Here is a 24,336-nt window from a genome sequence, read left to right on the forward strand (position 1 = left end):
AAGTTTGTTAATGCCTTTACTTCTACTTCTCACCTCTTGTACATCAATTCCACCATCATCATCAAAAAAATGTTGGGTTTTGACGCTGTACTGTCACACCGTTTTTTGATCATTGTTTCAGCTGCATTCACCGTTTTTATTCTCTATAAGATTACACAGTTGTTTTCTGTTAAACCATGGGTGTCCATTACCACCTCTATTGTTTTCGGGTTGAGTTTTACGTTTTGGCGAAATGCTGAAATTGTGGAAGTTTATACATTTAACACCTTTTTGATTGCGCTTTTCCTTTATTCTATGGTCTTAAGCTTCCAACAAAAAAATTCTTCTTATTATATAAGTTTAAGCGGTTTTTTTCTTGGTTTGAGCCTATGGTCTCACATTCAGAACATTTTTTTTATACCTTCTTTTTTACTTTTTTTATATTACTTCAGGACACAGCGAAAAAGCATTTTTATCTCGTTATTCCTATTCATATTGCTTTTTTCCTTAATGTTTGTTGTAAATCAAATAAGCGGACTTGCATTATTATCGCCTTTCACTTCCGACCAAGGAGTTAGCTGGGTGCAGGATTCTTTGGAAAAAGACCTGAAAACCTACACCAAAGACGTGGGCGTTTCCATTCTATATTTACTGTACAATTTTAATATCTTCACTTTTTTCGGAATTATTGGGGTGGGTGAACTTTACCGGTATAACAAGAAAATATTTTACCTTTTATTTATTGCAGGTACTTTGAATTTTGGCTTCGCAACATTTTACGCGGTTTCCGATAATTATGTCTTCTTTATCCCTGCCTATCTCATTTTTGCTATTGGAATCGGGCTTGGATTAAAAAGATTTAAAAACTCTGTTTCTATAAGGAGACTGGTTATTTTATCACTATTCATCCCTCTTTTTTATTGTTTAACATTCTATTTTGTTTCAAATATTCCTCAAAGTGTTTCCTTCCAGGAAAAAAAATCTTATAAAGGCGGGTTGAGCTACTATCTTCTACCATGGATGAGCAACAATGTCGGCATTTTAGAATTCACTATTGAAAAAAGGCATGCACCCGAACCAATAAACTGGATGACCGCAAGCGCAATAGAATTTATTGAATTGAAAAAATCCCAAGGTTATACATTGGAAGAAATCAAAAAACTTTAACAATATTTTATATTTTAAACGGTAGCAAGGGGAATAATTTTTGGTAACTTTGATTCTCAGTTTTTAAACAATTTAAAATAAACAAACTATGAGTTTAATAGACCTCATCACAGGAAATGCCGGAAATCAAGTCGCTTCCGATGCTGAAAACAAATTCGGAATCAGTAAAAATCAGGTAATTGCACTTTTAGCAGTGGCTGCACCTTTGGTAATTTCTTATTTAAGAAAAAAATCGCAAGAAAGTCCGGACGAAGCAAATGCTTTGAATAACGCACTTGACAGAGATCACGACGGAAGCATCCTGAATGACCCTTCACAAGCCGCAGCAAGACAACAAGAAGGAGGTTCTATTCTTGACCACATTTTCGGCGGACAAAAAGCTACTGTTGAAAACCAACTTTCTCAAAATACGGGAATCTCAATGGATAAAATTGGACCTATTTTAGCAATGTTGGCTCCATTAATTATGGGTTACATCGGAAAAGAAAAACAAGCAAACAATGTAAATTCTGGTGGCGGTTTAGGCGATTTGTTGGGCGGAATTTTGGGCGGCGCTCAAAACCAAGCTCAGGCTCAACCATCAAATCCTTTGAACGATATTTTAGGACAAGTTCTTGGCGGCGGTCAACAACAGCAATCCTCAGGAAATCCTTTGAACGACATTCTTGGTCAAGTTCTTGGCGGTGGTCAACAACAGCAACAGCAAGGTGGACTTGGAGGACTTTTAGGTTCAATTCTTGGCGGAAGATAATTTCCCCAAATAACAATAAAAAAACCGAAGATTATTCTTCGGTTTTTTTTGCTTTTGTTGCTTTTGGTTTTGCTTCTTTTGGCTCTTCAGTTTTTTCAGCTTTTGCTTTCGGTGCAGCTTTCGGTTTTGCCTCCTTCATTGGTTTTTCAACTTTCTCAACTACAGCGGGTGCAGGTTTTGATGACTTTCTCGGTCTTTTCTTACCATAACTTCCTGCCGTGATTTTTCCTCTTCTGGATTTTTGATCTCCTTTTCCCATAATTAAATGAATTTTGTTAATTGATTTTCACAAAGTTAATTAAAAAACTAACATTTTAAATCTTAAAAATTCATAAAATTTTGGTGTGTCCTACCCTACGCTTAAACCTCATAGGTTTCGGAAACCCATGAGGTTTCCCCACAACTGGAGTCGGGCTTTTCAGGGCTCGAATTCGTTTCGGTGCTTCGCTTCGCTGCGCACTACTCCGTTCATTCGCACCCTTACAATCTCTGACCCAAAGTCCCACCTTCTTTAAAATACTAGCATCAGTTAAAAAACTTCGCAAAAGTTCGGAGCTTTGTCGAAGTTAGAATCACCCAAAAACCTTATCTTTGCAAACGAAATTTTTGATGTAACCACTTCAAATGATTTCAAACAATTTCAAACGACTTCAAACAAAACTTCTATGTTCAGAACGCATACCAACGGCGAATTATCGCTGAAAAATCTTGATGAAAAAGTAACTCTTTCCGGTTGGGTACAAACCATCCGCGACAAAGGTTTTATGATTTGGATTGATTTACGCGACCGTTATGGAATTACGCAGTTGGTTTTTGATGCAGACAGAACTTCCGCAGAAATTTTAGAAAAAGCCAAAAAATTGGGACGCGAATTTGTCATTCAAGTGGAAGGAAAAGTGATTGAAAGAAGTTCTAAAAATCCAAAAATTCCAACCGGAGAAATTGAAATTTTAGTTGAAAACTTAAACATTTTAAACGAAGCACAACTTCCACCTTTCACCATTGAAGATGAAACCGATGGTGGCGAAGAACTTCGTATGAAATACAGATATTTGGACATCCGCAGAAATCCAGTGAAAGACAAACTGATTTTCCGTCACAAAATGGCGCAGAAAGTAAGAAATTACCTTTCCGATGCAGGATTTATCGAAGTCGAAACGCCAGTTCTCATCAAATCCACTCCGGAAGGTGCGAGAGATTTTGTGGTTCCGAGCAGAATGAATGCAGGACAGTTTTATGCACTTCCGCAATCACCACAAACTTTCAAACAATTGTTGATGGTTGGTGGAATGGACCGATATTTTCAAATCGTAAAATGTTTCCGTGATGAAGATTTAAGAGCAGACCGACAACCGGAATTTACCCAAATCGATTGTGAAATGGCGTTTGTAGAGCAGGAAGATGTGTTGGAAACTTTTGAAGGATTAACCGCAAGTTTGCTGAAAGACATCACTGGAAAAGATTTTGGAAAATTCCCAAGAATGACTTTCGAGGAAGCGATGAAAACATACGGAAACGACAAGCCGGACATCCGTTTTGGAATGAAATTCGTGGAAGTTAATGATTTGGTAAAAGGGAAAGATTTTAAAATTTTTGATGACGCAGAATTGGTAGTTGGAATCAACGTTGAAGGTTGTGCAGATTATACTAGAAAACAAATTGACGAACTCATAGATTGGGTAAAACGCCCCCAAATTGGTGCTTCAGGAATGGTTTGGATTAAATTCCAAAATGATGGCGTTTTAACTTCCTCCGTAAATAAATTTTATTCTGAAGATGACTTAAAGAAAATCGCAGAAAAATTCAATGCAAAAGCAGGAGATTTAATTTTCTTGATGAGCGGAGATGCCAATAAAGTGAGAACCCAACTTTCGGCGCTCCGAATGGAACTTGGAAATCGTCTTGGGTTAAGAAAAGGCGACGAATTCGCTCCACTTTGGGTGATAGATTTCCCACTTTTGGAATGGGATGAAGAATCAGGAAGATATCATGCAATGCACCATCCTTTTACTTCGCCAAAACCGGAAGATGTTCATTTATTGGAAAGCGAGCCGGGAAAAGCAAGAGCCAACGCCTACGATATGGTTCTTAACGGAAACGAAATTGGCGGCGGTTCTGTAAGAATTTTTGATAGAGATTTGCAGAGCAAAATGTTCGATTTGTTAGGCTTTTCCAAAGAAGAAGCAGAAGCACAATTCGGATTTCTGATGAACGCCTTCAAATATGGAGCTCCTCCGCACGCAGGTTTGGCGTTTGGTTTTGACCGTTTGGTTGCGATTTTGGATGGAAACGAAGTCATTAGAGATTATATCGCTTTCCCGAAAAATAATTCCGGACGTGATGTGATGATTGATGCACCAAGTCCGATTGCGGATTTGCAGTTGGAAGAACTTTCGTTGAAAGTGGAAACGAAAGAATAAAAATTTTTAAACCACAAAATTCACAAAAGATTTTTAGTGGAAATTTAACACGCAAAGAACCACACAAAAGATAGAAAATCAAAGATTTACATTTAAAAATCTTTGATTTTTTCTTTTTTAAACTTTTAAAAAAACTTCTGTTTATACAAATGCTTTTGTGACTTTTGTGGTTAATTCTACGGCAACCTCGCCACTAAACTTTCCGGCATATTTTTCAGAAGTTGGTAAATCAACTTCCATTTGAAATTCGGAACATTTATAAATGAATTTCCAACGTTCACGATTTTTTCTGCAACATAATCCGGCTCCATTATCAAAGATTGATTCAGTTGCAAACCTTCATTAATTTTACTTCGGATATATCCCAAAACAAAAACATTCACTTGAATTTTTCGTGAAGATAATTCTTGTCGAAGTCCGGCTAAATATTGCGTAAAAGCCGATTTAGTGCTTCCATAAACGAAATTACTTTTCCGTCCACGAACTCCAGAAAGTGAGGACAAGCCGATAATTCTTTCTAAATTTTTGTTGGATTTGTCCATCGCAATAATATTCAAAACAGAAACTGCACAGCAATAATTGGTGTGCATCATCGTCAAGGTTTTTTCAAAATCTTGAAAAGCCTCGTAATTTTGAACTAAGAATCCTGCGGAATACAATACGATATTTGGTTTTGAATGAAGTTCATCATAAAATTTTTGATGGGAAGTAAAATCCACTGCGTCAAAATATTTCAATTCAATTTTATCGGAATTCAAATGGTTTTCATTGATGAAATTTTTCATTTCGTCTAAATTTCGAGAAGCCATGATTACTTTGAAACTTTTATTCAAGTATAATTTCGCACATTCTTTCGCCACATCGGAATTGGCTCCTAAAATCAAAACATTTTTTTCTGAATTCATTTGCAATCTAAAATAGAATTTCTATTTCGCCCTCAATCTTTCCTTAATTTTTTCAATATTTTGTTTGGCAGAATCTTCTAGAATCAAAGAAGCACTCATATGAATTCTTTCCGGCATCAATTCTGAAAAATGTTCCGTTCCTTCCCAAGACACTTTTTTAATTAACGCCAATGCATCTGAACTTCTGGAGGATAATTTCTGTAAAAAACTAAAAATTTCTTCATCCATTTGCTCAATCGTATGTGAAACAGAATGATAAATATTGTGGGTTTTAGCCCAATCTGAACTCCTGAAGTCCGCATCAATCGCCATAGCTGCGAATTGTGATTTCCCAATTTTTCGCTCAACATAAGGTCCAATCACGAACGGTCCAATTCCCAAATTGATTTCCGTAAGCGCCAAACTTGCATTCTCTGTGGCAAAACAATAATCTGCTCCACAAGCAATTCCTACTCCACCTCCCGTCGTTTTTCCCTGAACACGAACTACTACGATTTTTCCACAAGTTCGCATGGCATTTAACACTTTGGCAAATCCTCCAAAAAACTTTTTTGAGGTTTCTAAATCTTGAATTTCTAAAAGTTCATCAAAACTTGCTCCTCCGCAAAATGCTTTTTCGCCTTCGGATTTCAGTAAAATTGCTTTTACTTCAGTTTTCGCGCCTTCATCCAAAATAGTTTGGGCCAGTTTTTCTAAAATATGCCCCGGTAAAGAATTGCTTTTCGGGGTTCCGAAAGTGATTTCGGCAATGCTGTTTTTGATTTCTGATGTTACAAATGCTTCCATAATTTTTTTACACGCAAAGAAGCGCTTCTCCTCGCAATTTTAAATACAATTTCTTACTTAAATAATTTCTTAATCTCCTGATTACTTAATTGTTTAATGATTTAGCGCTAAAATGTACTTGTCAATATACAACTGTTTTTCCTTTGATTTATATTGTTGAATGTATCTCGGATGTTCCAAAACAGTCATTTTTTCAAAAAAATTTTCTTTATCGTTGATTTTCTTGATGAATTCAGCGTTTTTCTTTCCTAAAATAAACACTTCCGACGTATCCAAACCTAAAATGATGTGTTTTTTGACACTTTCAATCATAAAATTTTCAACGCATTTGAAAAGTTCTTTGTCATCATAATAATTGGCGTTCAACGATTGTCCATTTTTATTTTTTCTCGTAATCGCCAATGGAAAGGGCGAATTGATATAATACTGACTGTAAAATTTTTCAACGCCACCAAATTCCTCAATCATATCATACATAAAAACGGAGGAAATTTCGTGCGTTCGTGCAGAAGTCATTTTGATGCCGCAATATTTTTCCAAGTTTTTGGTATCGGTAAACGGAACTCCTGTAACACCCGCTCCGTGACGACTTGGATTGATGCCGATAATGAATTTTCTTTTTCGGTTATCGTTGTAAAACTTTTCATAAAACTCCTTCATCACCACCAAAGTTTCAGGATTTTCCAAAAAAGGGTTCATCACCGAAAAATCTTTTGGCAATTTCCCTGAATATTTCAGGTTTTTATTGAAGGAGATGACTTTTTGGCCGAAGGTTTTATTCATCTATTATTTAGATAGCGTTCCTACGGAACGCATTTACAAACTTTAAACTTTATTTTTACACAGATTACATTCCTACGGAATGCTTCTTTCTGCTTTATCTTTTTTCTACAGAGATTGCATTCCTATGGAATGCTCCGTTTATCGTTAATTTTTTCCTACGGAGGTTGCATTCCTACGGGAATGCCTTCAATCGATCTTCAGATATTTCTAAACAGATTACATTCCTGCGGAATGAACTTTTCTTCTATATTTTTATTCTAAATTTACCACTAATTAGTATCATTTTCTTTTAATTTTAAGTGCGTTGGTGGATTCCGTAGGAATCTTATCTGTGTAGGAATAACATTGGATTGCGATTTAGGGCACTCCGTAGGAGTGCTATCTTTTTCAAAAATAGTTAAAAGTCAATCATAAAATTCAAATAAATATTCATCCTTAAATTCAATTTCAAACGCCTTCAACAATGCTAAATATTCTTCTTTAAAACTTTTCTTCTTGTGATGTTCTTCCTGATTTAAAACATAATTCACCACTTTATCTTTTTGACTTTTAGAATATGAAAATGCTCCATAACCTTCCTGCCAATTAAATTTTCCTAAACAAAGTCTGTTATCATTAATGAAGTTTGAAGATTCTATTTTTGCAGTTTTCACTAATTCCGGAATGGTAATCTGCAAATTTTTATAACTGAAAAAGATATGCAAATGGTCTGGATTTGCATAGATTGCTAAAACTTTCTGTTTTTTATTGTTGAAAATTCCACATATATATTTTTCGATTTCGTCACGAACGTTGGAAGATATTTTTATATCCCTTCCTTTTGTAGCGAAGATGATTTGCAAATAAATTTGTGTGTATGTGTTTGGCATATTTAAATTTTCTAAAAAAATATTGAAGATAGCGTTCCTACGGAACGCCCTTATCCTGCGCTAATTATATTTCTACACGGATAACATTCCTACGGAATGTTCCAAACGCCTTCTCTTTATACAGTAAATTGATAAATTGTTACATTTCCACATTGTTATATTAGATTAAACTGCTCAAAATGATGCGTGAAATGCTTTCTTTGAAAAAGTTCCATCATTTCTTTATTCAAGAGTCCAAATCTCGGATGGAAATTCTGTGATTTTGGATGTTCTTTGAAAAATATCAAATATTCTGATAAAGTATTGAGAAGTTCTTCCTTTGCACTATCGAGATTCTTATATCTCAAAATTGGCGTTTCGCCTTCTTTTAATAATGGATATTTCGCTCCGGGAAGGATTTTTTTATTCGTGTAAAGCCAATCTTGCAACTTTTCCAGGTGCTCCTCAGGAATTTCTGGAAAATCTGCAGGATTTAGTTTTCTAATGCTGTTTTGCATTACATCTTGCAAGTGTTCAACCATCATTTGTGGCGTCATTTCTCCAAATTTTCTTTCTGAATTTTGCGTCAAACCATTCAACAATTTTTGAATTTTGTCTTTTTTCAGTTCAATAAATGGCGATTTTTTAGCAACCAAAGTCAAAATCGTGGCAACGCAAACCACTTCTTCACGCTGATTAACCACCTCGACCAACCATTTTACAACTCCGGAAGGGATATTCCTTCCTTTAACACCACGGTTGATTTTTTCTTTCGCCGTCAGATAAACCGTAATCGTGTCTCCTGCGTAAACCGGTTTGAAAAATGCCGCATTTTCCAATCCGTAATTCGCGATAACAGGGCCTTTTTTTCCTGAAACAAACAAACCAGCCGCCGCAGAAAGAATGAAATATCCGTGTGCAACCACCTCATCGAAAATAGTTCCGGTTAAACTCGTCGCATCGGTGTGAGCGTAAAAATGATCCCAAGAAACATTGGAAAAATTCACGATATCGGCTTGTGTAACGGTTCTTCCGGCGGTTTCTAAACTGTCACCAACTTCCACTTCTTCAAAATATTTTTGGAACGGATGTTTGTCGCTGTATTTTTTTTCGGCGCCTTGCGTATAAATTTTGGTAATCGCCGTCAAAATATCCGGAGAACCTTGAATTGCGGTTTTCTGCAAAAAGAAGTGAAGTCCGTTCAATCCGCCCATTTCTTCGCCACCTCCTGCTCTTCCGGGACCGCCGTGCATTAAAGTAGGCAACGGAGAACCGTGACCTGTACTTTCTTTGGCGTTATCACGGTTCAGTACAAAAATTCTTCCGTGTGTGGATGCCATTTTCCAAGAAGTTTCGGCGACAAATTTTTCGTCGTGAGAAACGATGGAACCAACCAAACTTCCTTTTCCGCGTTTTGCCAAAGCGGCGGCTTCTTCCGCATCTTTGTAAGGCATCAAGGTGGAAACCGGACCGAATGCTTCTACTTCGTGCGAAATATCTTTATCAAAAGGTTTGTCGTTCAAGAATAGTTTTGGGGACATAAATGCGCCGTTTTCGTAATCGGCATCAACTAAATCGTGTTTTCCGTCGTAGATGAGTTCAGTTTCGGCTTTCAATAAATCGATTTTTCTTTGAACTTCCTCATACTGGATTTTTCCGACCAAAGAACCCATTCTCGTTTCCCGGTTGAGAGGATTTCCGATTTTCGTTTGGTCTAAAGCCTTTGACAAAGCATTTTGAACATCACCTATTAAATTTTCAGGAACGATAATTCGGCGGATTGCCGTACATTTTTGTCCGGCTTTTGTCGTCATTTCATTGCGAACTTCTTTGATGAACAAATCAAATTCGGGAGTTCCGGGTTTTGCATCCAAACCGAGAATAGAACAGTTCAAAGAATCGGCTTCCATATTGAAACGCACCGCATTTTTGGCAACGGAAGGAAGTGATTTTAATTTTCGTCCCGTAGTTGCAGAACCGGTAAACAAAACGCTGTCACCATCCTGAACGAAATCCAAAATATTTCCGGGTTCGCCGCAAACCAACTGTATGGCGCCTTCCGGAAGTAAACCACTTTCAATCATATCCTGAAAAACGGCGTTGGTAAGATAAGAACCATATGGCGAAGGTTTTACAATGCTTGGAACTCCTGCCAACAAAGAAGTTGACAATTTTTCCAGCATTCCCCAAACCGGAAAATTATACGCATTTATTTGAACAGAAACACCTTCACTTGGCGTTAAAATATGTGTTCCGAGGTGTGTTCCGCTGGCTGAAATTTTCTGAACATCACCATCAACCCAAAATGGAGTGTTTGGCAGCATTCTTTTTGCCAAACCGGAGTAGGTGAAAAAAGTTCCGAAACCGCCTTCAATATCCACCCAGGAATCTGCGTGCGTGGCTCCGGTTTTGTAGGAAAGTTCATAGTATTTTTTCTTTCTTTCGAGGAGGTAAAGTGCGACTTTTTTTAGCATTTCGCCACGGTCGTAAAATGTCATTGATGACAAGTTTTCGTAGCCGACTGTTCTTCCGTACTGGAGTGCTTCTTCAAAATTAATTCCTTCGGTGTCGGAAATGACAACCAGTTCACCGTTTACAGCGTTCCTTAGTTCAATTCCCTCTCCGGTGCCTTCAATCCATTGGCCGGCGATATAGTTTTTTAGTTTCATTTTATGTTGGGTGTTTGATGTTGCGTGATGGATGTTTTCAAAAATTTGAAAATATATTTTGTTATCAAAAATATTATAAAAAGTATGACGGCAATCTCAATGATTAAAAAAATTGAAGTGAAAATTTCAATACAAAGTTGTTTATTTTCAAGAGCTTTAATTATAATATAAAACACAATAACATTTATAAAAATAAATACTATGAAAGAAATAAAACCCGTTTTCTTTGAAAATTTCATTTTATAAATTTTGGCTAAAGCCAATTGATTTTTTGATTTTTTGAAAATGGGCTAAAGCCCGTTCCTATTGATGCTATTTACTGTGCTTGTAATTTCCTCACCTCTTCTAATGTATAAATTTTATATTGAAAATCTTTTCCGTATAAATCTTTGGAATATTCTTCAATTGTTTGAACAAAACCAGCTTCTTTTCTTAATTCATTTACTTTTTCGGAATTTTCAATTGGCCAAAAAGCGGGTTTCCCATTTACTTCAAAAAACTGAGAACCATAAATTTGCTTTTTTCCCTGATACATTAGGTTTCTGTCTTCCGTTAGAGCCAGTGATTGTCTATCAAGATCGCCATTTTTAACTGCTTCACGAAGCATTGGTAAATATTTTTGAATAACTTGGGGTGAAGAATGTTGAATTACAATCCAAGCTGCACGGTTTTCCGGAGTTCCAACAAGAGCTTTTCCGGGATAACCATATTTCGCAATTATTTCTTCTACTCTTTTAATATTTTCACCATCTAAAGTAACCGAAACTGATTTATAATTGTTTTTGAAATAAGTTGGATCTACCTTAATCCTTTTTGCAATCAGATCAAGGCTGTCCTTTGGTGTTTGGTCTGTAATAAAGCGTAATGCCTGATCGCGGAATTCAATTTCTGAAAGCTCTTTTTTTAGTTCAAGATTAATTGAAGTTTTTTCTACCTTTTTGCAGGAAAATAGAATTAAAAATAAAAATGCGATTGCAGAAAATTTATGCATTGTTTTTTGGCTAAGTTTTTTTTATCCTTCTAGAAACTCAGGATAACAAAGTTTTGGTTTGATTCTGCGTAGTTGATAAAATTTAAAATTTTCTAGAGTGTTAAGATACTGAAATTTTAAGTTTTGCTAAAATAGATTTTCGGGGCGGTAACTGCGCCCCGGATGGAACGGCATGTTTGAGCTCTTTTTTCGGCGGCGGCGGCTTCGCCGCCGCCGAAAAAAAGCGAGTAGTGACAGCCGGAAATGTGCGCCGTATAAAATAAAGTTAATAATCATTCGACGCAGTGAAATGTGCGCCAAAAAAAATCCCTTTCAAAATCAATTGAAAGGGAATTTGAAATGTATGATAAAAATTTATCTTGCGCTCATTGGAACGTATTCTCTTTTTTGTGCTCCTTGGTAAACCTGTCTTGGTCTTCCGATTGGGTCGTTGTGGAGACGCATTTCTTTCCATTGTGAAATCCATCCCGGAAGTCTTCCCAATGCGAACATTACGGTGAACATTTCGGTTGGAATTCCTAATGCCCGGTAAATAATTCCTGAATAGAAATCTACGTTTGGATAGAGTTTTCTGCTTACGAAATAATCGTCTTCCAACGCTACTCTTTCCAACTGCATTGCGATGTCTAAAGCTTTATCTTCAATTCCAAGTGCATCCAAAATATCGTCTGCTGCTTTTTTGATGATTTTTGCTCTTGGATCGAAGTTTTTGTACACTCGGTGTCCGAATCCCATCAAACGGAAATTGTCGTCCTTATTTTTTGCTTTTTCTACATATTTTGCAACGTCGCCGCCATCTTGTTCGATCATTTCGAGCATTTCTATTACTGCCTGATTTGCACCACCGTGAAGTGGACCCCAAAGTGCAGAAATCCCCGCTGAAACTGAAGCGAACAAACCTGTGTGTGCAGAACCAACCATTCTTACGGTAGAAGTAGAACAGTTTTGCTCATGATCTGCGTGAAGCATTAATAATTTGTCTAGAGCGTCAACAACAACAGGATTCATCTCGAATTCTTCGTTTGGACGACGGAAACACATTTTGTAGAAATTCTCCACATAATTTAAGCTGTTGTCTCCGTGATTGATTGGGAATCCCATTTTTTTGCGGTAAGTCCATGCGCAAAGATGTGAGAACTTCGCAATTAACATTTCTGCGGCGTGATCTAAATCTTCTTTTGAATTGACGTTCACTGCTTTTGGATTAAAGGCAGTCAATGCAGAGGTCAAAGATGAAAGAACTCCCATTGGATGCGCCGAACGTGGGAAAACATCTATCAAACGCTTCATTTCGTCCGCAACGTAGTTGTAATTTTTAATTCCTTTGTCGAATTTATTGAACTGTTCCTGATTTGGCAATTCACCATGAAGCAAAAGATACATTACTTCTGTGAAGTTGGAGTCTTCAGCAATTTGCTCAATCGGATAACCTCTGTAGTAAAGTTCTCCGTTGTCACCATCGAGGTAGGTAATTTCGCTGATGGTTGCTCCGGTGTTTTTGTAACCCAAGTCTAAAGTAATCAATCCTGTTTGATCTCTCAGTTTGGAAATATCGATTCCTCTGTCGCCGAGAGTGCTGTCTACAATCGGATATTCGTAGGAATTGCCGTCATAGTTCAATACAACTTTATTATCTGACATTTTAAATTTATTTTTTTACTAATTTATGATTATTGATAGAGAATAGCAAACGAAATTCACGAATCCCGATAAATTTTTTCTATTATCTTTTTACTTTAAACGCATCCATTCCCGGGAAAATTGCGGTTTCACCAAGAGCTTCCTCGATTCTTAAAAGTTGGTTGTATTTCGCCATTCTGTCTGAACGTGAAGCCGAACCTGTCTTGATTTGTCCACAATTCATTGCAACGGCTAAATCTGCGATGGTTGCATCTTCCGTTTCACCCGATCTGTGGGACATTACGGAAGTGTATTTATTGTGTTGCGCCATTTGAACAGCCGCCATAGTTTCAGATAAAGAACCGATTTGGTTTACTTTAACCAAAATTGAGTTTGCGATATCTTCTTTGATTCCTCTCGCCAATCTTTCTACATTGGTTACAAATAAATCGTCACCCACCAATTGAACTCGGTCACCGATTTTTTCGGTTAACATTTTCCATCCTTCCCAATCGTCTTCGTGCATTCCGTCTTCAATGGAAATGATTGGATATTTCGCAGCCAATTCTGCCAAATAATTTACTTGCTCGCTTCTGTTATATTGCGCTGAGTCTGGAGTTTGGAATTTTCTGTAATCGTATACACCATCTTTGTAAAATTCTGATGCGGCACAATCTAAAGCAATCATCACATCGTCTCCCGGTTTGTAACCTGCTTTTTCAATTGCTTGAAGCAAAGTATCTAAAGCGTCTTCAGTTCCTGTGAAAGTTGGTGCGAATCCGCCTTCGTCTCCCACCGCAGTTGAAAGTCCTCTTGAATGAAGAATTGATTTTAGGTTGTGGAAAATCTCGGTTCCTTTTCTCAAAGCGTGCGAGAAAGAATCTGCTTTTACGGGCATCACCATGAATTCCTGAAACGCAATCGGCGCATCGGAGTGCGACCCACCGTTGATCACGTTCATCATTGGAACAGGAAGTGTATTTGCATTTACACCACCCACATATTTGTAAAGCGGCATTCTCAATTCCGTTGCAGCGGCTTTTGCAGCAGCAAGTGAAACTCCAAGAATGGCGTTTGCGCCAAGATTTCCTTTATTTTTAGTCCCGTCCAAATCAATCATAATTTGATCGATGAAGTTTTGGTCGTAAACAGGAAGTCCAACCAATTCGGGAGCGATTACTTCTCTTACATTTTCTACGGCTTTCAAAACTCCTTTTCCTAAATAATCAGGTCCGCCGTCGCGAAGTTCAACTGCTTCATGTTCTCCTGTAGATGCTCCTGAAGGAACTGCAGCACGTCCCATTGCGCCGCTTTCCGTGAATACATCCACTTCAATGGTAGGATTTCCGCGTGAATCCAAAATTTGTCTTGCCTCGATGTAAGAAATGTAACTCATTATGTTATGTTTAAAAGTTTACGGTTTAATTTGTTAGGTGCAGGATACGTGATGCAGGGTGCAACAAAATTTCTGCAAAAATTGACTTTATTTTTTGAAGTACAAATTTAGTTAAAATTGAATTATTTTTAAGGCTACTTTTAATGATTTTAGTAAGGTTTGCGTTAAATTTTAGTTAATTGTAAATCATTTTTAAGGTTTCGGAAAAGAATCGTCAACTCTTCGAAAATATTTGAAGGTTTTTCATGAAAACATTTAGTTTTCATTAAACCACCATTCACAAAATCAAGAAAATTAAGAAACCAAGGAAAAATGTTCCTGGTACATGGGTTTGTCCTCTTCGGAATGTGCTTCGACTAAAAGTTCTTCGGTAACCAAATACAATAATGCCGATAAACCAAACGATAAAACCAACTCCATCCAATAATCACACCTGCGGCAAAATGCAGGTGATGCTTCTAAAGCTTTTCCTGGTTTTTTGTAGGTTTCGATAATTCCTCCTGCAACAAACGTTACCAATGGAATCATCGTGTGAAGCAGAATGGTTTGTAAAGTTTCTGACGTTTTAAGGAGATATTTAACCAAATTTACGAAAACAAGTGGGTCTAAAATGCGGATAAAAATCATAAATTTGAAAATAAATTTAAGAAAAATGAAAAAATCAGTTTTAATTATTTCCTCCATTGCATTTTTAGCCATTTTCAGTTGCAAGAAAACCACGGATGGAAATAAAAACGTCATCGTAGAAGAAAACGTTACAGAAAACGTTTCCAACAATAATGGAAAAGTTGACAGCACTTATGCCGCGGAGAAAACGGTAAAAAATGGTGACAGTCAAGTTCAGGAATACACTTATCGTTACGTTGCAGATGATGGAAGTTCGGCTTTGGTAACCTTTAAAAATTCCGATAAAGAAAATACCATCAGCATCAAAAGCAACAACAAAACCATCACCTTACCACAAAAAGAAGCCTGGGCAAAAGGCGCGATTTATTCGGATGGAAGTATCGAAGTGAAATCTGAAGGCGACAATATCACGATTACGCAAGGAAACGCGGTAATTAGTTTGAAAAAAGCGAGAGGTCAGTAAACAAGAGCCAAGTAAAAGAACCAAGTTTTGAAAATGGTGAACTTGCTTCTCTGCGAATTTTGCTACGCAAGTGAATGGTGAATTTTCAAAGTCAATCAAATCACAACAAACCATTTCAAACAACTTCAAACCAAATAAAAAAAGCCGTTCAGACATTTCTGAACGGCTTTTTAAGTATATGGAACTTTGGAAAATTATTCCGCAGTTTCTTCTGTAGAATCAGCAGCTTCTGCTTTTGTTTCTTCAGTTTTCGCTTCTTCTTTTGCAGGAGCTGCCTTTACTTCAGCAACAGCTTCCGTTTTTTTGGTTGTAGCTCTTCTGCTTCTTCTTGTTGCTTTTTTCTCTTCAGCATTCGGGTTGTAAAGTTCGTTGAAATCTACAAGTTCGATCATTGCAGTATCTGCAGCGTCTCCCGGTCTGAATCCGGTTTTGATGATTCTGGTGTAACCACCGTTTCTCTCAGCAATTTTCGGAGCTACAGTTCTGAATAATTCAGTAACTGCCTCTTTGCTTTGCAGGTAAGAGAAAACCGTTCTTCTGTTATGAGTTGTATCTTCTTTCGCTTTTGTAAGGATTGGTTCAACATAAACTCTCAAAGCTTTCGCTTTGGCAACAGTTGTGTTGATTCTTTTATGCTCAATAAGAGAACAAGCCATATTAGAAAGCAATGCGCTTCTGTGTGAAGCAGTTCTTCCTAAGTGATTGAATTTTTTACCGTGTCTCATTGTTTTTTATTTATCAGCGTCTAATTTATATTTAGCAACGTCGAAACCGAAGTTAAGACCTTTTGCATGCACTAATTCTTCTAATTCTGTTAAAGATTTTTTACCGAAATTTCTGAATTTCATCAAATCAGACTTGGTGTAAGAAACCAACTCGCCCAAAGTTTCCACTTCGGCAGCTTTCAAACAGTTCAATGCTCTTACTGAAAGATCCATGTCGGTCAATTTAGATTTAAGCAATTGTCTTGTGTGAAGTGTTTCTTCGTCGTATTGGATGGATGCTTTTACTGCTTCAGTTTCCAAGGTGATTCTCTCATCAGAGAACAACATGAAATGATAGATTAATATCTTCGAAGCTTCCGTCAAAGCGTTTTGAGGACTGATTGAACCATCAGTTTCAATATCCAAAACGAGTTTTTCGTAGTCTGTTTTTTGCTCTACACGATAATTTTCAATACTGTACTGCACTTTCTTGATCGGTGTGAAGATAGAGTCAATCGCAATGGTTCCGATAGGAGCATTGTTTGACTTGTTTTGTTCCGATGGAACGTAACCTCTTCCTTTTTCGATGCTGAAAGTCAATTCAAACTTCACGTCTTTATTCAGCGTACAGATCACCAAATCAGGGTTCAAAACTTCAAAACCTGAAATTGATTTTCCTAAATCTCCTGCTGTAACAGTAGTTTGCCCGGAAACTTTAGCGGTAACCTGTTCTGCGGTTGCATTTTCAGATTTAGCTTTAAGTCTTAATTGCTTTAAGTTCAGAATAATTTCTGTAACGTCTTCAATTACTCCAGGAATAGTTGAAAATTCGTGCTCTACGCCTTCTATTTTGATAGATGAGATAGCATATCCTTCTAGAGAAGAAAGCAAAACTCTTCTCAAAGCATTACCGATAGTAAGTCCAAATCCCGGTTCTAATGGTCTGAATTCAAATTGTCCTTTGAAGTCATCAGAATTAAGAAGGATTACTTTATCGGGTTTAATAAATGTTAAAATTGCCATATAATTTGGGTTGAGCAAAAATTTGAAAAAATTATTATTTAGAGTAAAGTTCGACGATCAATTGTTCTTTGATATCTTCCGGAATTTGGATTCTTTCCGGTGCAGAAATGAAAGTACCTTCTTTTTTCTCGTCGTTGAATTGTAACCACTCATAGTTTGCTTTTGAAGCCAATGAATCAGCGATCACTCCAAGAGATTTTGATTTCTCTCTGATTGCCACTACATCACCCGCTTTCAACAAATAAGATGGAATGTTTACCAATTCTCCGTTTACTGTTACGTGTCTGTGAGACACCAACTGACGTGCAGCAGCTCTGGTTTTTGCGAAACCAAGTCTGTACACCACGTTGTCTAATCTCGACTCACACAACTGTAAAAGAACTTCACCTGTAACGCCTTTTGCTCTTTGCGCTTTTTCGTATAGGTTAGCAAATTGTCTTTCCAAAATACCGTAAGTGTATTTTGCTTTTTGCTTTTCAGTTAACTGAACTGCGTATTCTGATTTTTTTGCTCCTCTTCTTTTATTCGGGCCGTGTTGTCCCGGTGGTTGGTTTTTTCTTTTCTCGAAGTTTTTGTCGTCTCCGTAGATTGCAGCACCAAATTTTCTTGCAATCTTAGTTTTAGGTCCAATATATCTTGCCATAAAATTTTAGATTTAAGATTCAAGATTCAAGATTCAAGATTTTTATGTTGAATATTAAATTTTGAATTTTGAATTATTATACTCTTCTTCTTTTTGGTGGTCTGCATCCGTTGTGTGGCATTGGAGTCACGTCAACGATTTCACTTACTTCAATTCCTGAATTGTGGATGGTTCTGATGGCAGATTCTCTACCTGCACCTGGACCTTTCACAAACACCTTTACTCTTCTAAGACCTGCTTCGTGAGCAACTTGCGAGCAATTTTCTGCAGCCATTTGCGCTGCGAATGGAGTATTCTTTTTAGAACCTCTGAATCCCATTTTTCCGGCAGATGCCCAAGAGATTACTTCTCCGTTTTTATTCGTTAAAGAAATAATAATGTTGTTGAATGATGCCTGGATGTGTGCTTCACCGATCGCCTCAACTTTTACTTTTCTTTTTTTAACAACTTTTGTCTGTTTTGCCATAATTAATTCTAAAGATTATTTACTTGCTTTTTTCTTGTTAGCAACAGTTTTTCTTCTTCCTTTTCGGGTTCTAGAATTGTTTTTAGTTCTTTGGCCTCTTAAAGGTAATCCCAGTCTGTGACGTATTCCTCGTTGGCAACCGATGTCCATCAATCGCTTGATGTTCAACTGTACTTCAGAACGCAATTCACCTTCAACTTTTACGTTGTCTGTGATGTAGTTTCTGATCAATGCCAATTCATCGTCATTCCATTCGTAGACTTTCTTGTCTTCGCTGATTCCAGCGTTCTTCAAAATTTCAGCAGCCGTACTTCTTCCGATTCCGTAGATGTAAGTAAGTCCGATTACTCCTCTTTTGTTTTTTGGTAAATCAATACCTGAAATTCTCGCCATAATTTAATTTTAGCCTTGTCTTTGTTTAAATTTTGGATTCTTCTTGTTGATCACAAACAGAACACCTTTACGGCGAACGATTTTGCAATCAGCACTTCTTTTTTTGATAGATGCTCTAACTTTCATTTGATTTTGCTTTTAGCAATCCGCTTTCGGCTTTCGGCTTTCGGCTTTTCGCATTTTATGTTTAAAAGTATTCTTCTATTTATTTCAGATTAGTATCTGAAAGTAATTCTCCCTTTCGATAAATCATAGGGAGAAAGTTCTAATTTCACCTTGTCTCCAGGTAAAAGTTTGATGTAATGCATTCTCATTTTACCTGAAATGTGGGCGATGAGGACATGCCCATTTTCAAGCTCAACACGAAACATGGCGTTAGAAAGTGCTTCCACGATCACGCCATCTTGTTCGATATGTTTTTGTTTTGCCATAAATGATTACTGGTTTGTATTTCTGGATAATTTTGACTGCATTAAGCCATCATAATGATGATTCAACAAATAAGTATTAATTTGCTGAACAGTATCTAGGATTACTCCAACCATGATTAACAGCGATGTACCCCCGAAAAACAGGGCAAATCTATCCGTCTGTACAAACGTTCCGTGCAAAAATGCCGGAAGGACTGCAAAGATAGCCAAAAATATGGAACCTGGCAAAGTAATTTTTGATAAAATATCATCCAGATAATCAGCCGTTTCCTTCCCTGGTCTTACTTTAGGAATTAATCCGCCGTTACGTTTCAAATCATCTGCCATTTGATTTACCGGAATTGTAATCGCGGTATAAAAGAATGAGAAAATGATAATCAACAACGCGTACAACAAATTATACTGCCAACTGAATACATTTTTGAAGCCTGCAAGGAACGTGTTGGTTTCATCAACTTTTGTCAATAATCCCGGAACGAACATTAATGCCTGTGCAAAGATGATCGGCATAACTCCCGCTGCATTCACTTTCAATGGAATCCATTGTCTTGCTCCCTGCATCAAGTTTCTGTTTACTCCACCTCTCGCTTGAGCGCGGCTTACATATTGAATTGGGATTTTTCTTACCGCAACCGATAAGATAATGGCAAGAAGAACTACCAACATCCAGAACAATACTTCAATTAAAATCATGATGGTTCCTAAACCTCCTTTTCCAGTTTGTGTTGCCACTTCCTGAATGAAAGCTCCCGGAAGATCCGCAAGAATCCCCACCATAATCAAGATAGAAATACCGTTACCAATACCTTTATCTGTAATTTTTTCTCCCAACCACATTGCAAATACAGAACCTGCCACCAAAATTACAATACTCGGAAGCCAAAACATAACTGACTGTGGATGAACGTAATAAGCCGATGCAAACTGTGCATGCGGCAAGAACATCTGAGTAATTGAAGTAAGATAAGAAGGAGCCTGTACCAAACAAACTGCGATTGTTAACCATCTTGTAATTTGGTTCAAAGTATTTCTGCCGCTTTCCCCATCCTTCTGAAGTTTCTGAAGATAAGGAATGGCCATTCCCATTAACTGTACGATAATGGAAGCAGAAATGTAGGGCATAATTCCGAGTGCCATAATCGACGCTCGAGAGAATGCACCACCTGTAAACGAAGAAAGCAACCCAAGAAGTCCTGCTCCCTGCTTGTTGCCGCCCTGGTTTTTGTAATGTTCCAAAAGATTCCCTACTTCTGCCATATTGATCGCAGGTAGGGAAATATAAGATGCGAATCTATACACTAGGATAATCCCAAGAGTGAAAAGAATTTTTTCCCTAAGTTCCTTAAGACTCCAAATGTTTTTTAGTGTTTGTATAAATTCTTTCATGAGTAAAATTATAGAGTAATTGCTTTACCTCCCGCTTTAGAGATTGCCTCTTCAGCAGATTTTGTGAATTTGTTCGCAGAGATTGAAACACCTGATTTCAATTCACCTCTACCCATAATTTTCACGATTTCAGATTTTTTAGCCAATCCGTTTTCTACCAAAACATCTTTGGTGACGTCTGTGATATTTTTCGCATCCGCTAAAGCCTGAATAGTATCAAGATTAATTGCTCTGTACTCTTTTCTGTTTACATTGTTGAAACCGAATTTAGGCAATCTTCTCTGTAAAGGCATCTGTCCACCTTCGAAACCGATTTTCTGTGAATAACCAGCTCTGGATTTCTGACCTTTGTGACCTTTTGTTGAAGTACCGCCATATCCGCTTCCTTGTCCTCTACCAATTCTTTTCTGGCTGTGAGTGGAACCTGCTGCCGGTTTTATGTTATTTAAATTCATTATTTTAAAATTAAAGGTTAAGGTTAAGGCAGAGGTTGAGCATTAACTCAACCTAATCCTTATCCTAAAAATTATTTTTGAACTTCTACTAAATGACTAACCGCAGCTACCATTCCAAGGATTGCAGGAGTTGCCTCATGTTCTACAACTTGGTGAAGTTTTTTCAATCCTAATGCTTCAAGCGTTCTCTTTTGGGTTTTTGTTCTACCAATAGCGCTTCTTACTTGTTTTACCTGAATTTTTGCCATTGTTTTAATATTAACCGTTAAACACTTTTTCTAATGAAACACCTCTCAATTTTGCAATTTCTTCAGGTCTTCTGATATCCAACAATGCTTTGAAAGTAGCTTTCACCACGTTGTGCGGGTTTGAAGATCCTTTAGATTTTGAAAGAATATCTTTAATTCCTGCTGCTTCTACCACCATACGCACTGTTCCACCCGCAATTACACCGGTACCGTGAGTTGCAGGTCTCAAGAAGATATCTGCGCCACCGTATCTAGCGGAAGTTTGGTGAGGAATGGTGTGGTTTACTACAGGAACTTTTACCAAATTTTTCTTTGCATCTTCTACTGCTTTTGCAATAGCGGAAGCAACTTCTTTTGATTTTCCTAAACCATAACCTACAGTTCCGGCTTCGTCTCCTACAACCACGATTGCAGAAAATCCGAATGCACGTCCACCTTTGGTTACTTTGGTTACTCTGTTTACAGCTACGAGACGATCTTTAAGTTCTAATCCGCCCGGTTTTACTTTTTCTATATTATCTAGTCCTAACATATTTTCCGAAATTTAATGATTAGAATTTTAGTCCGCCTTCTCTCGCTCCATCAGCAAGAGCTTTCACTCTACCGTGGTAAACGAAACCGTTTCTGTCGAACACAATATTTTCAATACCTGCAGCTTTAGCTTTTTCAGCGATTGCTTTACCTACTTCTGCAGAGATTTCTACTTTTGTACCTTTAGCGTTCATAGCTCTTGAAGAAGCTGAAGCTAAGGTTTTACCTTCTTTATCGTCGATCAATTGCGCGTAAATTTCCTTGTTACTTTTGTAAACGGATAATCTTGGCAATTCAGCAGAGCCGGAGATTTTTCCACGAACTCTTCTTTTGATTCTGTCTCTTTTTTGTACTTTATTCAGTGCCATTTTCTTAAATTTTATTAAGCAGATTTACCAGCTTTACGTCTAACAATTTCTCCTACGAAACGAACTCCTTTTCCTTTGTAAGGTTCAGGTTTTCTGAATGATCTGATTTTAGCGGCAACCATTCCCAAAAGTTGCTTGTCATAAGACGTCAACGTGATGATTGGGTTTTTACCTTTTTCAGAAAGTGTTTCTACGGTCACTTCTTTTGGAAGATCCAATACGATACCGTGAGAGAATCCCAAAGCCAGTTCCAGTTTGTTACCGGTATTTGATGCTCTGTATCCTACCCCAACAAGTTCAAGTTGCTTAGTCCAACCTGTAGCTGTACCTTGAACCATGTTATTGATTAACGCTCTGTAAAGACCGTGTAATGCTTTGTGCTGTTTTGATTCTGAAGCTCTATCTAGAGTAAGAACTCCGTCTTCTTGCTTTAGAGTGATTCCCTCATTAAGTTGCTGTGTAAGTTCTCCTTTCGGACCTTTCACAGTTACCAAACCATCCTTTTCAGTAATGGTAACTCCTGCTGGAATTTCTATAATTGCTTTACCAATTCTTGACATTTTCCTTGGATTAAAAATTAATAAACATAGCAGATTACTTCTCCACCAACTTTTTCTTGTCTGGCTTTCTTATCAGTCATTACTCCTTTAGAAGTTGAGATGATAGCCACTCCCAAACCGTTTAGTACTCTTGGAAGTTCTTCTGAACCTTTGTACTGTCTCAAACCTGGTCTTGAAGCTCTCTGAATGCTCTTGATTGCTGGTTTGTTGGTTTGTTTGTCATACTTTAAAGCGATTTTGATATTTCCTTGCACAGCGTTGTCCTCGAACTTATAGTTCAAGATATAACCCTGGTCAAACAAAATTTTCGTAATCTCCTTTTTGATTTTCGATGCAGGAATTTCCACCACTTTGTGGCCTGCGCTTTGTGCGTTCCTTACTCTGGTCAGGAAATCTGAAATTGGATCTGTTACCATTTTTCTGTTTTAAATTATTGGTTTATGATAGTTAGTTTTGATTGAGATTCAAGAACCTAGACACAAGATTCAAGACTTACATCCAGGCTCTTGCTTCTTGGCTCTTGATTCTAACAATCAACTTTACTATCTCGATTGTTCTAAATTGTTACCAACTTGCTTTTTTCACTCCCGGGATCAAACCTGCGTTTGCCATTTCACGGAAAGTTACTCTAGAAATACCGAAGGTTCTCATGTAACCTCTTGGTCTTCCTGTTAATTTACATCTGTTGTGTAATCTTACTGGTGAAGCGTCTTTCGGCAATTTTTGTAATGCTTCGTAATCTCCGGCTTCTTTCAAAGCTTTTCTTTTCTCGGCATATTTTGCTACTGTAGCTTCTCTTTTGCGCTCACGCGCTTTCATTGATTCTTTAGCCATCTTTTAGTTCTTTTTGAATGGTAAACCGAAGTGAGTTAATAATGCTTTTGCTTCTTTGTCTGTCTTCGCAGAAGTTACGAAAGTGATGTCCATCCCTTGGATTTTTTTCACTTTGTCGATTACGATTTCAGGGAAGATGATTTGCTCGGTAATCCCTAAGTTGTAATTTCCTCTTCCGTCGAAACCATCAGCTTTGATACCGTTGAAATCTCTGATTCGCGGTAAAGCTGAAGAAGTTAATCTGTCTAAAAACTCATACATTTGGTTTGCTCTTAGAGTCACTCTTGCTCCTACAGGCATTCCTTTTCTTAGTTTGAACGCTGCCTCGTCTTTTTTAGAGAGTGTTCCAACTGCTTTTTGGCCGGTAATTGCTGTAAGTTCTTCTACTGCATAGTCAACAATTTTCTTGTCAGCTGTTGCAGCTCCCAAACCTTGTGATACAACGATTTTCTCTAATTTAGGAACCTGCATTACAGATTTGTACCCAAATTCTTCCATCATTGCAGGAACAATTTTCTCTTTATATGCTTTTTTTGGTCTTGCTACGTATTCCATAATTAAATTTCCTTACCGGTTGTTTTAGCAATTCTTACTTTTTTATCTCCGTCCACTTTGTAACCCACTTTGGTTGCTTTTCCGTTTGCATCAAGCAATGCTACGTTTGAAATATGGATGGATGCTTCTTTCTCTACAATTCCGCCTTGAGGATTTCCTGCAGATGGTTTGGTGTGTTTTTTCACTATGTTCAAACCTGCTACGATTACTCTTGCGTCTTTGCCTTCTTTACGAATCACTTCAATAACTTCACCTTTTTTACCTTTGATTTCTTTTCTTCCGGTAGTGATGATTACGTTATCTCCTCTTTTGATTTTTAACTTTGTCATTTTCT

Annotated in this window: 31 protein-coding genes and 1 pseudogene; 5 read left to right on the plus strand and 27 right to left on the minus strand. The window is 37.4% G+C overall.

The annotated features are described in order from the left end of the window. Positions 1-69 precede the first annotated feature (69 nt). From J4771_RS13180 to J4771_RS07275, 3 genes and pseudogenes are all read left to right on the plus strand, one after another. A pseudogene (locus J4771_RS13180) lies at positions 70-381 on the plus strand (protein O-mannosyl-transferase family); the annotation flags it as partial. Between the two features lie 108 nt (positions 382-489). Next, the gene (locus tag J4771_RS13185; RefSeq protein ID WP_262900204.1) at positions 490-1,146 is read left to right on the plus strand and encodes a hypothetical protein; all 657 of its coding nucleotides are present in this window, start codon (positions 490-492) and stop codon (positions 1,144-1,146) included. Positions 1,147-1,234: 88 nt separating this feature from the next. Next, a complete protein-coding gene (locus tag J4771_RS07275) occupies positions 1,235-1,897 on the plus strand; it encodes a DUF937 domain-containing protein (protein WP_224134321.1) in 663 nt (220 codons plus the stop codon). A 31-nt stretch (positions 1,898-1,928) separates the two neighbouring features. On the opposite strand, the gene J4771_RS13250 is transcribed toward J4771_RS07275, so the two are convergent. Further along, positions 1,929-2,156 (minus strand): 30S ribosomal protein THX, encoded by a 228-nt coding sequence (locus J4771_RS13250; protein WP_317196329.1) that lies wholly within the window; start codon positions 2,154-2,156, stop codon positions 1,929-1,931. A 406-nt stretch (positions 2,157-2,562) separates the two neighbouring features. Here J4771_RS13250 and aspS point away from each other — a divergent pair, with 406 nt between their 5' ends. Further along, entirely contained in the window at positions 2,563-4,317 is a 1,755-nt protein-coding gene (gene aspS, locus J4771_RS07285; RefSeq protein ID WP_224137790.1) for an aspartate--tRNA ligase, read from the plus strand. 176 nt (positions 4,318-4,493) lie between these two features. On the opposite strand, the gene J4771_RS07290 is transcribed toward aspS, so the two are convergent. The 9 genes from J4771_RS07290 to J4771_RS07330 all read right to left on the minus strand — a co-directional run bounded on the left by J4771_RS07290 (position 4,494) and on the right by J4771_RS07330 (position 14,942). Then, complete coding sequence (locus J4771_RS07290) at positions 4,494-5,222, minus strand: SDR family NAD(P)-dependent oxidoreductase (RefSeq protein WP_224134322.1); 729 nt, start codon at positions 5,220-5,222, stop codon at positions 4,494-4,496. A 21-nt stretch (positions 5,223-5,243) separates the two neighbouring features. Beyond that, positions 5,244-6,008 carry an enoyl-CoA hydratase/isomerase family protein gene (locus J4771_RS07295; protein ID WP_224134323.1) on the minus strand — a complete coding sequence of 255 codons (765 nt, stop codon included), beginning with the start codon at positions 6,006-6,008 and terminating at the stop codon, positions 5,244-5,246. Positions 6,009-6,101: 93 nt separating this feature from the next. Beyond that, positions 6,102-6,791: an SMUG2 DNA glycosylase family protein gene (locus J4771_RS07300; RefSeq protein ID WP_224134324.1), complete on the minus strand. Its 690-nt coding sequence runs from the start codon at positions 6,789-6,791 to the stop codon at positions 6,102-6,104. Between the two features lie 404 nt (positions 6,792-7,195). Next, entirely contained in the window at positions 7,196-7,660 is a 465-nt protein-coding gene (locus J4771_RS07305; protein WP_224134325.1) for a transposase, read from the minus strand. 155 nt (positions 7,661-7,815) lie between these two features. After that, positions 7,816-10,308 (minus strand): phenylacetic acid degradation bifunctional protein PaaZ, encoded by a 2,493-nt coding sequence (paaZ, locus tag J4771_RS07310; protein ID WP_224134326.1) that lies wholly within the window; start codon positions 10,306-10,308, stop codon positions 7,816-7,818. 316 nt (positions 10,309-10,624) lie between these two features. Further along, a complete protein-coding gene (locus tag J4771_RS07315) occupies positions 10,625-11,299 on the minus strand; it encodes a DUF6624 domain-containing protein (RefSeq protein WP_224134327.1) in 675 nt (224 codons plus the stop codon). A 354-nt stretch (positions 11,300-11,653) separates the two neighbouring features. Then, entirely contained in the window at positions 11,654-12,940 is a 1,287-nt protein-coding gene (locus J4771_RS07320) for a citrate synthase (protein ID WP_224134328.1), read from the minus strand. 82 nt (positions 12,941-13,022) lie between these two features. After that, positions 13,023-14,315: a phosphopyruvate hydratase gene (gene eno / locus J4771_RS07325; RefSeq protein ID WP_224134329.1), complete on the minus strand. Its 1,293-nt coding sequence runs from the start codon at positions 14,313-14,315 to the stop codon at positions 13,023-13,025. Between the two features lie 294 nt (positions 14,316-14,609). Then, complete coding sequence (locus J4771_RS07330) at positions 14,610-14,942, minus strand: hypothetical protein (RefSeq protein ID WP_224134330.1); 333 nt, start codon at positions 14,940-14,942, stop codon at positions 14,610-14,612. Positions 14,943-14,967: 25 nt separating this feature from the next. On the opposite strand from J4771_RS07330, the gene J4771_RS07335 reads away from it, so the two are divergent. Beyond that, positions 14,968-15,405: a hypothetical protein gene (locus J4771_RS07335; protein ID WP_224134331.1), complete on the plus strand. Its 438-nt coding sequence runs from the start codon at positions 14,968-14,970 to the stop codon at positions 15,403-15,405. Positions 15,406-15,599: 194 nt separating this feature from the next. Here J4771_RS07335 and rplQ read toward each other — a convergent pair whose 3' ends face one another. From rplQ to rplX, 17 genes are all read right to left on the minus strand, one after another. Further along, positions 15,600-16,130, minus strand: coding sequence for a 50S ribosomal protein L17 (gene rplQ / locus J4771_RS07340; protein ID WP_224134332.1), 531 nt, complete (start codon positions 16,128-16,130; stop codon positions 15,600-15,602). A 6-nt stretch (positions 16,131-16,136) separates the two neighbouring features. Then, positions 16,137-17,132 carry a DNA-directed RNA polymerase subunit alpha gene (locus J4771_RS07345; protein WP_224134333.1) on the minus strand — a complete coding sequence of 332 codons (996 nt, stop codon included), beginning with the start codon at positions 17,130-17,132 and terminating at the stop codon, positions 16,137-16,139. 34 nt (positions 17,133-17,166) lie between these two features. After that, the gene (rpsD, locus tag J4771_RS07350; RefSeq protein ID WP_224134334.1) at positions 17,167-17,775 is read right to left on the minus strand and encodes a 30S ribosomal protein S4; all 609 of its coding nucleotides are present in this window, start codon (positions 17,773-17,775) and stop codon (positions 17,167-17,169) included. Between the two features lie 76 nt (positions 17,776-17,851). Next, positions 17,852-18,241 (minus strand): 30S ribosomal protein S11, encoded by a 390-nt coding sequence (rpsK, locus tag J4771_RS07355; RefSeq protein WP_048499069.1) that lies wholly within the window; start codon positions 18,239-18,241, stop codon positions 17,852-17,854. A gap of 15 nt (positions 18,242-18,256) precedes the next feature. After that, on the minus strand, positions 18,257-18,634 hold the full coding sequence (rpsM, locus tag J4771_RS07360) for a 30S ribosomal protein S13 (protein WP_224134335.1): 378 nt from the start codon (positions 18,632-18,634) through the stop codon (positions 18,257-18,259). Between the two features lie 9 nt (positions 18,635-18,643). Then, entirely contained in the window at positions 18,644-18,760 is a 117-nt protein-coding gene (gene rpmJ, locus J4771_RS07365) for a 50S ribosomal protein L36 (protein WP_007839480.1), read from the minus strand. A gap of 89 nt (positions 18,761-18,849) precedes the next feature. Further along, positions 18,850-19,065 carry a translation initiation factor IF-1 gene (gene infA / locus J4771_RS07370; protein WP_004917349.1) on the minus strand — a complete coding sequence of 72 codons (216 nt, stop codon included), beginning with the start codon at positions 19,063-19,065 and terminating at the stop codon, positions 18,850-18,852. A 6-nt stretch (positions 19,066-19,071) separates the two neighbouring features. Next, complete coding sequence (gene secY, locus J4771_RS07375; protein WP_224134336.1) at positions 19,072-20,451, minus strand: preprotein translocase subunit SecY; 1,380 nt, start codon at positions 20,449-20,451, stop codon at positions 19,072-19,074. An 8-nt stretch (positions 20,452-20,459) separates the two neighbouring features. Next, positions 20,460-20,906, minus strand: a complete 447-nt coding sequence (gene rplO, locus J4771_RS07380) for a 50S ribosomal protein L15 (RefSeq protein WP_224134337.1) — start codon at positions 20,904-20,906, stop codon at positions 20,460-20,462. 71 nt (positions 20,907-20,977) lie between these two features. Beyond that, complete coding sequence (gene rpmD, locus J4771_RS07385) at positions 20,978-21,154, minus strand: 50S ribosomal protein L30 (RefSeq protein WP_048499073.1); 177 nt, start codon at positions 21,152-21,154, stop codon at positions 20,978-20,980. Between the two features lie 10 nt (positions 21,155-21,164). Then, positions 21,165-21,686 carry a 30S ribosomal protein S5 gene (gene rpsE / locus J4771_RS07390; protein WP_224134338.1) on the minus strand — a complete coding sequence of 174 codons (522 nt, stop codon included), beginning with the start codon at positions 21,684-21,686 and terminating at the stop codon, positions 21,165-21,167. Between the two features lie 19 nt (positions 21,687-21,705). Further along, on the minus strand, positions 21,706-22,053 hold the full coding sequence (rplR, locus tag J4771_RS07395; protein ID WP_224134339.1) for a 50S ribosomal protein L18: 348 nt from the start codon (positions 22,051-22,053) through the stop codon (positions 21,706-21,708). A 14-nt stretch (positions 22,054-22,067) separates the two neighbouring features. Further along, on the minus strand, positions 22,068-22,613 hold the full coding sequence (gene rplF, locus J4771_RS07400) for a 50S ribosomal protein L6 (protein ID WP_224134340.1): 546 nt from the start codon (positions 22,611-22,613) through the stop codon (positions 22,068-22,070). Positions 22,614-22,630: 17 nt separating this feature from the next. Beyond that, positions 22,631-23,029 (minus strand): 30S ribosomal protein S8, encoded by a 399-nt coding sequence (gene rpsH, locus J4771_RS07405; RefSeq protein WP_224134341.1) that lies wholly within the window; start codon positions 23,027-23,029, stop codon positions 22,631-22,633. Between the two features lie 148 nt (positions 23,030-23,177). Continuing rightward, positions 23,178-23,447 carry a 30S ribosomal protein S14 gene (gene rpsN / locus J4771_RS07410; protein ID WP_031503409.1) on the minus strand — a complete coding sequence of 90 codons (270 nt, stop codon included), beginning with the start codon at positions 23,445-23,447 and terminating at the stop codon, positions 23,178-23,180. Positions 23,448-23,450: 3 nt separating this feature from the next. Then, positions 23,451-24,002: a 50S ribosomal protein L5 gene (gene rplE, locus J4771_RS07415; protein ID WP_188320558.1), complete on the minus strand. Its 552-nt coding sequence runs from the start codon at positions 24,000-24,002 to the stop codon at positions 23,451-23,453. A gap of 2 nt (positions 24,003-24,004) precedes the next feature. Then, entirely contained in the window at positions 24,005-24,331 is a 327-nt protein-coding gene (rplX, locus tag J4771_RS07420; RefSeq protein WP_224134342.1) for a 50S ribosomal protein L24, read from the minus strand. Positions 24,332-24,336 lie beyond the last annotated feature (5 nt).

The organism is Candidatus Kaistella beijingensis (genome assembly GCF_020084865.1).
Lineage (GTDB): Bacteria > Bacteroidota > Bacteroidia > Flavobacteriales > Weeksellaceae > Kaistella > Kaistella beijingensis.

Coding starts and splice junctions, on each gene's coding strand:
- J4771_RS13185 (WP_262900204.1), top strand. CDS start 490: ATGTTTGTTGTAAATCAAATAAGCGGACTTGCATTATTATCGCCTTTC.
- J4771_RS07275 (WP_224134321.1), top strand. CDS start 1,235: ATGAGTTTAATAGACCTCATCACAGGAAATGCCGGAAATCAAGTCGCT.
- J4771_RS13250 (WP_317196329.1), bottom strand. CDS start 2,156: ATGGGAAAAGGAGATCAAAAATCCAGAAGAGGAAAAATCACGGCAGGA.
- aspS (WP_224137790.1), top strand. CDS start 2,563: ATGTTCAGAACGCATACCAACGGCGAATTATCGCTGAAAAATCTTGAT.
- J4771_RS07290 (WP_224134322.1), bottom strand. CDS start 5,222: ATGAATTCAGAAAAAAATGTTTTGATTTTAGGAGCCAATTCCGATGTG.
- J4771_RS07295 (WP_224134323.1), bottom strand. CDS start 6,008: ATGGAAGCATTTGTAACATCAGAAATCAAAAACAGCATTGCCGAAATC.
- J4771_RS07300 (WP_224134324.1), bottom strand. CDS start 6,791: ATGAATAAAACCTTCGGCCAAAAAGTCATCTCCTTCAATAAAAACCTG.
- J4771_RS07305 (WP_224134325.1), bottom strand. CDS start 7,660: ATGCCAAACACATACACACAAATTTATTTGCAAATCATCTTCGCTACA.
- paaZ (WP_224134326.1), bottom strand. CDS start 10,308: ATGAAACTAAAAAACTATATCGCCGGCCAATGGATTGAAGGCACCGGA.
- J4771_RS07315 (WP_224134327.1), bottom strand. CDS start 11,299: ATGCATAAATTTTCTGCAATCGCATTTTTATTTTTAATTCTATTTTCC.
- J4771_RS07320 (WP_224134328.1), bottom strand. CDS start 12,940: ATGTCAGATAATAAAGTTGTATTGAACTATGACGGCAATTCCTACGAA.
- eno (WP_224134329.1), bottom strand. CDS start 14,315: ATGAGTTACATTTCTTACATCGAGGCAAGACAAATTTTGGATTCACGC.
- J4771_RS07330 (WP_224134330.1), bottom strand. CDS start 14,942: ATGATTTTTATCCGCATTTTAGACCCACTTGTTTTCGTAAATTTGGTT.
- J4771_RS07335 (WP_224134331.1), top strand. CDS start 14,968: ATGAAAAAATCAGTTTTAATTATTTCCTCCATTGCATTTTTAGCCATT.
- rplQ (WP_224134332.1), bottom strand. CDS start 16,130: ATGAGACACGGTAAAAAATTCAATCACTTAGGAAGAACTGCTTCACAC.
- J4771_RS07345 (WP_224134333.1), bottom strand. CDS start 17,132: ATGGCAATTTTAACATTTATTAAACCCGATAAAGTAATCCTTCTTAAT.
- rpsD (WP_224134334.1), bottom strand. CDS start 17,775: ATGGCAAGATATATTGGACCTAAAACTAAGATTGCAAGAAAATTTGGT.
- rpsK (WP_048499069.1), bottom strand. CDS start 18,241: ATGGCAAAACAGACAAAAGTTGTTAAAAAAAGAAAAGTAAAAGTTGAG.
- rpsM (WP_224134335.1), bottom strand. CDS start 18,634: ATGGCGAGAATTTCAGGTATTGATTTACCAAAAAACAAAAGAGGAGTA.
- rpmJ (WP_007839480.1), bottom strand. CDS start 18,760: ATGAAAGTTAGAGCATCTATCAAAAAAAGAAGTGCTGATTGCAAAATC.
- infA (WP_004917349.1), bottom strand. CDS start 19,065: ATGGCAAAACAAAAACATATCGAACAAGATGGCGTGATCGTGGAAGCA.
- secY (WP_224134336.1), bottom strand. CDS start 20,451: ATGAAAGAATTTATACAAACACTAAAAAACATTTGGAGTCTTAAGGAA.
- rplO (WP_224134337.1), bottom strand. CDS start 20,906: ATGAATTTAAATAACATAAAACCGGCAGCAGGTTCCACTCACAGCCAG.
- rpmD (WP_048499073.1), bottom strand. CDS start 21,154: ATGGCAAAAATTCAGGTAAAACAAGTAAGAAGCGCTATTGGTAGAACA.
- rpsE (WP_224134338.1), bottom strand. CDS start 21,686: ATGTTAGGACTAGATAATATAGAAAAAGTAAAACCGGGCGGATTAGAA.
- rplR (WP_224134339.1), bottom strand. CDS start 22,053: ATGGCACTGAATAAAGTACAAAAAAGAGACAGAATCAAAAGAAGAGTT.
- rplF (WP_224134340.1), bottom strand. CDS start 22,613: ATGTCAAGAATTGGTAAAGCAATTATAGAAATTCCAGCAGGAGTTACC.
- rpsH (WP_224134341.1), bottom strand. CDS start 23,029: ATGGTAACAGATCCAATTTCAGATTTCCTGACCAGAGTAAGGAACGCA.
- rpsN (WP_031503409.1), bottom strand. CDS start 23,447: ATGGCTAAAGAATCAATGAAAGCGCGTGAGCGCAAAAGAGAAGCTACA.
- rplE (WP_188320558.1), bottom strand. CDS start 24,002: ATGGAATACGTAGCAAGACCAAAAAAAGCATATAAAGAGAAAATTGTT.
- rplX (WP_224134342.1), bottom strand. CDS start 24,331: ATGACAAAGTTAAAAATCAAAAGAGGAGATAACGTAATCATCACTACC.